Genomic DNA, 8,531 nt, shown 5'->3' on the forward strand with positions numbered 1-8,531 from the left:
GCGGCATCTGCTGCCTGCGGCCCGGCGTGCCCGGTCATTCCGACCACATCCGGGTCAAGTCCATCATCGGCCGCATCCTCGAACACGGTCGGATCTATTGCTTTGGCATGGGACATTGGCTGCCGAGTGCCAAAGAAGCTGTGTATATCTCGTCGGCCGACATGATGCCGCGCAACCTCGACCGCCGCGTCGAAATCCTCTGTCCGTTGCAGAATCCGACGGTGCATCAGCAGGTTCTCGAGCAGATCATGGTCGCCAATCTGAAGGATACCGAGCAAAGCTGGCAGTTATTGCCGGATGGATCGTCAACGCGTATGAAGGCGGCGAAGGGTGAGGAGCCCTTCAACCTGCATAATTACTTCATGACGAATCCGAGTCTGTCAGGCCGTGGAAAGTCGCTCAAGGAATCTTCGCCGCGCCGCCTCACGCGCCGTACCGAACGTCAGCAATCGTCATAAGGAGTTTTTACGGTGAAGCGGCCGCGCCAACGCGCATCCAGCGTCGCGGTCATCGACATCGGCTCCAATTCGGTGCGTCTGGTCGTTTACGAGGCGATGGAGCGCAGCCTGGTATCGATCTTCAACGAGAAGACATTGTGCGGGCTCGGCCGCGAGGTGCAGACCACAGGCCTGCTGGCGCCCGATGCCGTCCTCAAGGCACTGACGTCGCTGCGGCGGTTTCGCGCGTTGTGCCGGGTGATGAAAGTCGGACGCGTCCACGCCATCGCCACCGCGGCGTGCCGCGATGCCACCAACGGCCCCGACTTCATCGCCAAGGCCGAACGCATCTGCGGCGTACCGATCGAAATCCTGTCGGGGCCGCGCGAGGCCAAACTATCCGCGCTGGGCGTTGTTTCCGGCATTCACAAGCCGGATGGTATCGTCGGCGATCTCGGCGGCGGGTCGCTGGAATTGATCGACGTGCGCGGCAACCGCGTTCACAGCGGCGTGACGCTGCCGCTCGGAAGCCTGGCGCTGCAGGATCTATCGCAGAAATCGCTGAAGCGCGCCGAGCGTATCGTCAAGACCGAACTTTCGGATGTCGTTCACCTCAAGGCCGGCCGTGGCCGCGCCTTTTACGCGGTCGGTGGCACGTGGCGCGCACTGGCGCGCATTCACATCATCCAGAGCGGCTATCCGCTGCGGGTGATGCACGGCTATTCGCTGCCGGCGATCGAGGCGCTGGATTTCGTCCGGCGGCTGCGCCGGCTCGCCACCGCCAACATCCTCGCCAATATTGAATCGATCGCGGAAGCCCGCCAGCCGCTGCTGGTCTATGCGGCACTGGTGCTGGAAAACATCATCCTCACCGCCAGGCCGAAGACCATCGTGTTCTCGACCTACGGCGTGCGCGAAGGGCTGCTGTACGACATGCTGCCGCTCGCCAAGCGCGCGGAAGATGGCCTGGCCGCCGCGGCGGAAACGATGAACAGGTTGCTGTCGCGTTCGGCCAAGCACGCGCAGGAACTCAGCGACTGGAGCGACCGCTTCGTTCGCGTCGCCAAGATCAAGGAAACCGAGGACGAGCGCCGGCTGCGCCGCGTCGCCTGCCTTTTGTCCGATGTCGGCTGGCGCATGCATCCGGACTATCGCGGCGAGCAGACGTTGAACCTCATCACCAACGGCAATTTCGGCTCGGTCGATCATCACGGCCGCGCCTTCGTGGCGCTGTCGGTGTATTATCGCTACGCCGGCTTCAGCAATGAGAACGAGCCGCCGGAGCCGGTACGCGCTTTGGTGACGCCGGCGCAGCTTGAGCGCGCGCGCGTGCTCGGGGCGCTGTTCCGCGTGGCGCATCTGATTTCCGCCGCGCGCCCCGGCGTGCTGCCGGCGACGCACTTCTCTGCCAAGGACCGCAAGCTGATGCTGGTGTTCGAGCATCGCATGGTCGATCTCGTCGCCGACCGCGTCGGCAGCCGCTTCAAGCAACTGGCGAAGCTGGTCGGGCGGTCGGGATCCATCGTGCGGCGGTGAGTTTGTCGTCCCCGCGAACGAGGGACGACAGTAGAGCGCGGAGCCTACCGCTCGACCCGGACCACGCGGCCTTTTTCGATCGCCAATGCCAAGCGGCCCTGCTTGAGCGCGAGCGCGGCATCGCCGAACAGTTCGCGGCGCCAGCCCGAGAGGGCGCCGACGTCGGCGTGGTCGTCATTGGCGATCTGCTCGAGATCGTCCACGGTGGCGATCACCTTGGAGGCCACGGCGTGGCGCTCCGAAGTCATGCGCAGCAATACTTTCAAGAGCTCGACGATGGCTCCACCATTGGAGCTGCCGCGCGGCTTCTCGATTTTCGGCAAGGTGGCGGGATCGCGGGCGACGCCGCGCTTGACGGCTTCGACGATGTCCGAGCCCCACTTGGAGCGATCGAAGCCCTTCGGCAATGAGCGCAAGGATGCCAGCTTCTCCAGCGAGGTCGGCGCGTGGGTGGCGATGTCGCCGACGGCGTCGTCCTTCAGCACGCGCGAGCGCGGCACGTCGCGGCTCTGCGCTTCCTGCTCGCGCCAGGCGGCGACTTCCATCAGCACGCCCAGTTCCTTCGGCTTGCGGACGCGGGTCTTCAGCCGCTCCCAGGCGCGCTCGGGGTGGAAGTCGTAGGTCTTCGGCGAGGTCAGCACTTCCATCTCTTCGGAGACCCAGTCGCTGCGGTCGCGCTTCTTCAGGTCGGCGTCCAGAGCGGCGAACACGTCGCGCAGATGGGTCACGTCGGAAACGGCGTAATGCACCTGTTCCTCAGAGAGCGGGCGATGCGACCAGTCGGTGAAACGGTGGGTCTTGTCCGGGCGGTGGCCGGTGATCCGCTCGACCAGCTGGTCGTAGGCGATGCTGTCGCCATAGCCGAGCACCATGGCCGCAACCTGGGTATCGAAGATCGGATAGGGCACCACGCCGGCGCGGTGCACGATGATCTCGATGTCCTGGCGCGCCGCGTGAAACACCTTGAGCACGGCGGGATTGGTCATCAGCTCGAAGAACGGCTTGAGATCGATGCCTTCGGCCAGCGTGTCGATCACCAACGCGTCCTCGGCGCTGGCCATCTGGACCACGCAGAGCAGGGGGTAATAGGTAGTCTCGCGGAGGAACTCCGTATCGACCGTGATCGCGGGATGCTTGGCGAGACGCTCGCAGGCGGCGGTCAGCTGGGCTGTGGTGGTGATCAGTTCCATGTCCGGTCCATAACGCTTTTGCCAAGGCGTTCGGCCCAAACGGCGGGCAAGTCAAGCTTGTTCCCGCCGATCCGTCTCCCGGACAGGGTGAAATTGGCCGTCAGGTGCCGCAATAGGTCTTCAGCACCCGCTGGTGCAGCAGCGGCGGATCGGCGTAATCGGCGCGTTCCGGCTGGTCCTCGAAGGGAGTGGCCAATACCGTCACCAGTTCCTCGAACGGCGCGTAGTCGCCGGCCATGGCGGCCTGGATGGCGGCTTCGACGCGGTGATTGCGTGGGATAAAGGCCGGATTGACCGCCTGCATCGCGGCAAAACGGGCGGCGGGGGTCTCGGTTTCCATCGCCAGCCGGGCGCGCCACGGGCCCGCCCAGGCATCATAGGCGGCCGGATCGATGAACAGGGCCCGCATCGCCTCGTCATTGGCTGGATCGAGCGCGGCGGCGCCAAGCCCGCGGAACGTCAGGGTGAAATCGGCTTGGTTGGCGGCCATCGCCGCCAGCAGGTCTTGCGCCAGCGCAGCGTCGTCGGGCTGCGATGTGAACAGGCCGAGCTTCTGGCGCAGGCCGGCCTGATAGGCTTTGTCGAACAGGCCGGAGAACTCCGCCAATGACGCCTGTGCGATCTCGATCGCGGCCTTCTCGTCGTCGGCGAACAGAGGCAGCAGGGTTTCGGCAAAGCGCGTCAGATTCCACAGCGTGATGCGGGGCTGGTTGGCGTAAGCGTAGCGACCCAGTTCGTCGATCGAGCTGAACACGGTTTTCGGGTCGTAGTCGTCCATGAAGGCGCACGGGCCGTAATCGATGGTCTCGCCGGACACCGAACTGTTGTCGGTGTTCATCACGCCATGAATGAAGCCGACCAGCAGCCAGCGCGCCACCAGCTGCGCCTGCCTGGCGATGACGCCATCGAGCAGCGCGCGGTAGGGATGTTCGGTCTGCGCGGCGTCAGGATAGTGCCGGTTGATGACATGGTCGGCGAGATGCTTCAGCGCCGTAAAATCCTGCCGTGCGGCGAAGAACTGGAAGGTGCCGACGCGGATGTGACTGGCGGCGATCCGGGTCAGCACCGCGCCGGGCAGCATGGTCTCGCGCTGCACGCGTTCGCCGGTGATGACCGCGGCGAGCGACCGCGTGGTCGGGATGCCCAAAGCGAACATCGCCTCCGAGACAACGTATTCGCGGATCACCGGCCCCAGCGCGGCGCGACCATCGCCGCGGCGCGAAAACGGCGTAGGTCCCGAGCCCTTGAGCTGGATGTCGCGGCGCACGCCGTCGCGGTCGACGACCTCGCCGAGCAGGATCGCGCGACCATCGCCCAACTGCGCGGTGAAATTGCCGAACTGGTGGCCGGCATAGGCCATCGCGAGGGGATCGGCGCCGTCCGGGACCCGCGTGCCGGCGAGCACCTCGACGCCCTCGGGGCTGGCCAGCCAGTCCGGATCGATGCCGAGCTGCGAGGCGAGCGGCCGGTTCAGCCTGATGAGCTTTGGCGCGACGACTGGCGTCGGCGCCACCCGCGCAAAGAAATTGGCGGGCAGGGTGGCGTAGCTGTTGTCGAACGGGAACTGGATGGTCATGGGGAGAAGATGGGGATCGGGCGCGAAATTGGCAACCGCGCACACCGCTGTCTTCACCCGGCTTGACCGGGTGATCCAGTAAACTGCAGCGGCGCGGCTCTATCATTGGCGTCGCGAAATACTGGATCGCCCGCTTTCGCGGGCGATGACAGTTGTGCTGGTGGCGGCAAGACCAGGTTGATCCGCAGGCGCGTTACGCCGCCCTTACCGTCTCCAAAAACTTCTCTACTTCGCTCTTCAGCCGGCTGCTTTCGATCGACAGCGACTGCGCGGCGGACAGCACCTGGCCGGAGGCGGCGCCGGTTTCGGCGCTGCCGCGGTTCACCTCGGTCACCTCATGGGCGACCTGCGTGCTCAGTTGCGCCGACTGCTGCACGTTGCGGGCGATCTCCTGCGTGGCCGCGCCTTGTTCCTCGACCGCGGCGGCGATCGCCGATGAGACTTCGGAGATCATCGTGATGGTCGCACCGATCTCCTGGATGGTGACGACGGTCTCTGCGCTCGCGGCCTGCATGCCGGCGATCTGCGCGCCGATCTCGTCGGTGGCCTTCGCGGTCTGCGACGCCAGCGCCTTCACTTCGGCCGCGACCACCGCGAAGCCGCGGCCGGCCTCGCCGGCGCGGGCGGCCTCGATGGTGGCGTTGAGCGCCAGCAGGTTGGTCTGCTCGGCGACCGCAGTGATCAGCTTCACCACGTCGTCGATCCGCGAGGTCGCCTGCGACAGTTTCGCGATGCTCTGGTTGGTCTTTGCGGCCTGCTGTACGGCGGTGTCGGCGATGCGGTTGGACTCGTGGACCTGGCGGCCGATTTCGTTGACGGAGGAGGTGATCTCCTCGGTGGCAGCGGCGACCGACTGGATGTTCTCCGACACGCTGTGCGAGGCCGAAGCCGCCGAGCCCGACAGCGTGATGGTAACATCGGAGGTCCGGGTCAGCGTCGTGGCGGAAGCTTCCAGCTGGGTGGAGGCGGACGACAGCGAGCCGACCAGCTCGCCGATCATCGCCTCGAAGTTGCGCGTCGCCCGGCTGATGGTCTCGGCACGCGCGGTCTTGATCACGGCATCCGCGCCGGCCGCCTGATCGGCGGCGCGCTTGGCGATCAGCGCCTCCTTGAATATCTGCAGCGCGCGCGCGATGCGGCCGATCTCGGTGGCGGCGTCCTGATGCGGGATGTCGGCCGACAATTCGCCGGAGGTGAGTTCGCCCATCGGTTTGAGGATCGAGCCGATGCCGCGGCGGATGTCGCGCACGAGATAAATCGCGGCGCCGAGGCCCAGCACCACGGCGGCCGCGAGCAAGGCGATCATCATGTGGACCGCGCCGGAATAGGTGGCGTCAGCCGACTTGCCGGCGACATCTGCGCCTGTGTCGTTCAGCTCGACCAGTTTCGCCAGCGTGGCGTCCATCGCGCGGCCGACCGGCACCACCTGTTTGGCGTTGATTTCCTTGGCTCCGGCGAGGTTGCCGTTGCTGGCGAGCTTCTGCACCTCGGTCGATCCGGTGATGAATTCCTTCCACTGCGCATTCAGCTTGTCGGCGAGTTCGCGCTCGGCCGGCGACGACACCAGCGGCTCATAGGCCCGGGCGGCCTTTTCGAAATCCGATTTGCGGGCGGCGAGGTTCTTGTCGACGTCGGGCCGGTCGGCATCGGCGACGATCAGATGATCGCGCAGCACGGCGCGAAAGCGGGCGGACTGCACGCGCATTTCGCCGATCCAGCGCACGCTGGGCAGCCAGCGCGCCTGGATGTCCTGGGTGGCCGCATTGATCGCGCCCATCTGCACGAAAGAGAGGGCGCCGATGGTGGCGATGACAAGAAACAGGAAGGCGACGATGGCAAACAATTTGGCGCTGATTGAATATCTGGCGAGCACGAAATGATCCTCGGTGGTTCTGCCGCGCCTGGCCGTGAGACGGCGGGGGACGCAGCTAAAAGGGACGCAAGTTCCAATTGAACATCTGCCTTCAAAACGAGCAGGGTCCACGCGTTCACAGTGGGGGCTGTTGGTCAATGAACGGTAAACAGGCAGTATAATTTCGACCTAAGTGGTTGATTTGGTGATGGATTACCTGCGTTTCCGCAACCCAGATACCGCACGTTACCTTGCGTCGTAGTACTCGTTTAGCGTTTAAAATCATGCACTTCCCGCATTGCGGGAGCGTCGGTATCAAGTTCCGTCCGGCATGTTGACGCACTCCGCGATGCGCGGTGTGCGGATGGCTGGGGAGGGCTGCTGCTTGGTTGCCGCGCCGGGGCCGGTCGGGTAAACCCTGCGCTTCGCGCTTATCCGCGAACGATTCCGCCCTCTGACGCACCTTCAGGATGATTATGCATCGCTACCGGTCTCACACCTGCGGCGCGCTCCGCGACACCAACATCGACCAGACCGTTCGCGTGTCCGGCTGGTGCCACCGCATTCGCGACCATGGCGGCGTGCTGTTCATCGACCTGCGCGACCATTACGGCCTGACGCAATGCGTCGCCGATCCCTCGTCGCCGGCGTTCAAGGACGCTGAGCTGCTGCGCTCGGAATGGGTGGTGAAGATCGACGGCCTGGTGCGTCGTCGCCCCGAAGGCACCGTGAACGCCGACCTGCCGACCGGCGCGGTCGAAATCTACATTTCCTCCATCGAAGTGCTCGGTTCCTCCCTGGAACTGCCGCTGCCGGTATTCGGCGATCAGGACTATCCGGAAGACATCCGGCTCAAGTTCCGCTTCCTCGATCTGCGTCGCGAGAAGCTGCACCAGAACATCATGACCCGCGGCGCGATCGTCGACTCGATGCGCAAGCGGATGAAGGAGCAGGGCTTCTTCGAATTCCAGACGCCGATCCTCACGGCCTCGTCGCCGGAAGGCGCGCGCGACTTCCTGGTGCCGTCGCGCATTCATCCCGGAAAATTCTACGCGCTGCCGCAGGCGCCGCAGCAGTACAAGCAACTGCTGATGATGTCGGGCTTCGACCGCTACTTCCAGATCGCGCCGTGCTTCCGCGACGAAGACCCGCGCGCCGACCGTCTGCCGGGCGAGTTCTACCAGCTTGATCTCGAAATGAGCTTTGTCGAGCAGGAAGACGTGTTCGCCGCTGTGCAGCCTGTGATCACTGGCATTTTCGAAGAGTTCGCGGGGGGCAAGAAGGTCAATAAGGACTGGCCGAAGATTCCTTACGCGGAATCCTTGCGCAAGTACGGCTCCGACAAGCCCGATTTGCGCAACCCGCTGGAGATGCAGGACGTCTCCGAACATTTTCGCGGTTCGGGCTTCAAGGTGTTCGCAAGGATGCTGGAAGACGACAAGAACCAGGTCTGGGCGATCCCCGGTCCGACCGGCGGCAGCCGCGCATTCTGCGACCGCATGAACTCGTGGGCGCAGGGCGAGGGCCAGCCCGGCCTCGGCTATATCATGTGGCGCGAGGGCAACGAAGGCGCGGGTCCGCTGGCCAACAACATCGGCCCGGAACGCACCGAGGCGATCCGCGTGGCATTGGGCATGAAGGCCGGCGATGCCGCGTTCTTCGTCGCCGGCGATCCCGCCAAATTCTACAAGTTCGCCGGCCTCGCGCGCACGCGTTTGGGTGAAGAGCTGAACCTGATCGACAAGGAGCGCTTTGCGCTGGCCTGGATCGTCGATTTCCCGATGTACGAATACGACGAGGACGAGAAGAAGGTCGAGTTCTCGCACAACCCGTTCTCGATGCCGCAGGGCGGGCTCGAGGCCCTGGAGACCCGCGATCCGCTGACGATCAACGCCTTCCAATACGACATCGTCTGCAACGGCATCGAGCTGTCGTCCGGC

At 64.8% G+C, this 8,531-nt stretch carries 5 protein-coding genes and 1 pseudogene; 3 read left to right on the forward strand and 3 right to left on the reverse strand.

The window, feature by feature from the left end; genetic code table 11:
- Positions 1-458: pseudogene (locus tag JWQ24_RS07765) on the forward strand (RNA degradosome polyphosphate kinase); the annotation flags it as partial.
- A gap of 12 nt (positions 459-470) precedes the next feature.
- Complete coding sequence (gene ppx / locus JWQ24_RS07770) at positions 471-1,973, forward strand: exopolyphosphatase (RefSeq protein ID WP_299806341.1); 1,503 nt, start codon at positions 471-473, stop codon at positions 1,971-1,973.
- A gap of 44 nt (positions 1,974-2,017) precedes the next feature.
- On the opposite strand, the gene rnd is transcribed toward ppx, so the two are convergent.
- The 3 genes from rnd to JWQ24_RS07785 form a co-directional block, all read right to left on the reverse strand.
- Positions 2,018-3,163, reverse strand: a complete 1,146-nt coding sequence (rnd, locus tag JWQ24_RS07775; RefSeq protein WP_299806343.1) for a ribonuclease D — start codon at positions 3,161-3,163, stop codon at positions 2,018-2,020.
- Positions 3,164-3,263: 100 nt separating this feature from the next.
- A complete protein-coding gene (locus tag JWQ24_RS07780) occupies positions 3,264-4,739 on the reverse strand; it encodes a protein adenylyltransferase SelO (protein ID WP_299806345.1) in 1,476 nt (491 codons plus the stop codon).
- Between the two features lie 193 nt (positions 4,740-4,932).
- Positions 4,933-6,612 (reverse strand): methyl-accepting chemotaxis protein, encoded by a 1,680-nt coding sequence (locus tag JWQ24_RS07785; protein ID WP_299806347.1) that lies wholly within the window; start codon positions 6,610-6,612, stop codon positions 4,933-4,935.
- Positions 6,613-7,067: 455 nt separating this feature from the next.
- On the opposite strand from JWQ24_RS07785, the gene aspS reads away from it, so the two are divergent.
- The coding region (aspS, locus tag JWQ24_RS07790; RefSeq protein WP_299806349.1) for an aspartate--tRNA ligase at positions 7,068-8,531 on the forward strand (1,464 nt) is incomplete at its 3' end.

Source organism: Tardiphaga sp., assembly GCF_028290495.1.
In the GTDB taxonomy this organism is placed as follows: domain Bacteria; phylum Pseudomonadota; class Alphaproteobacteria; order Rhizobiales; family Xanthobacteraceae; genus Tardiphaga.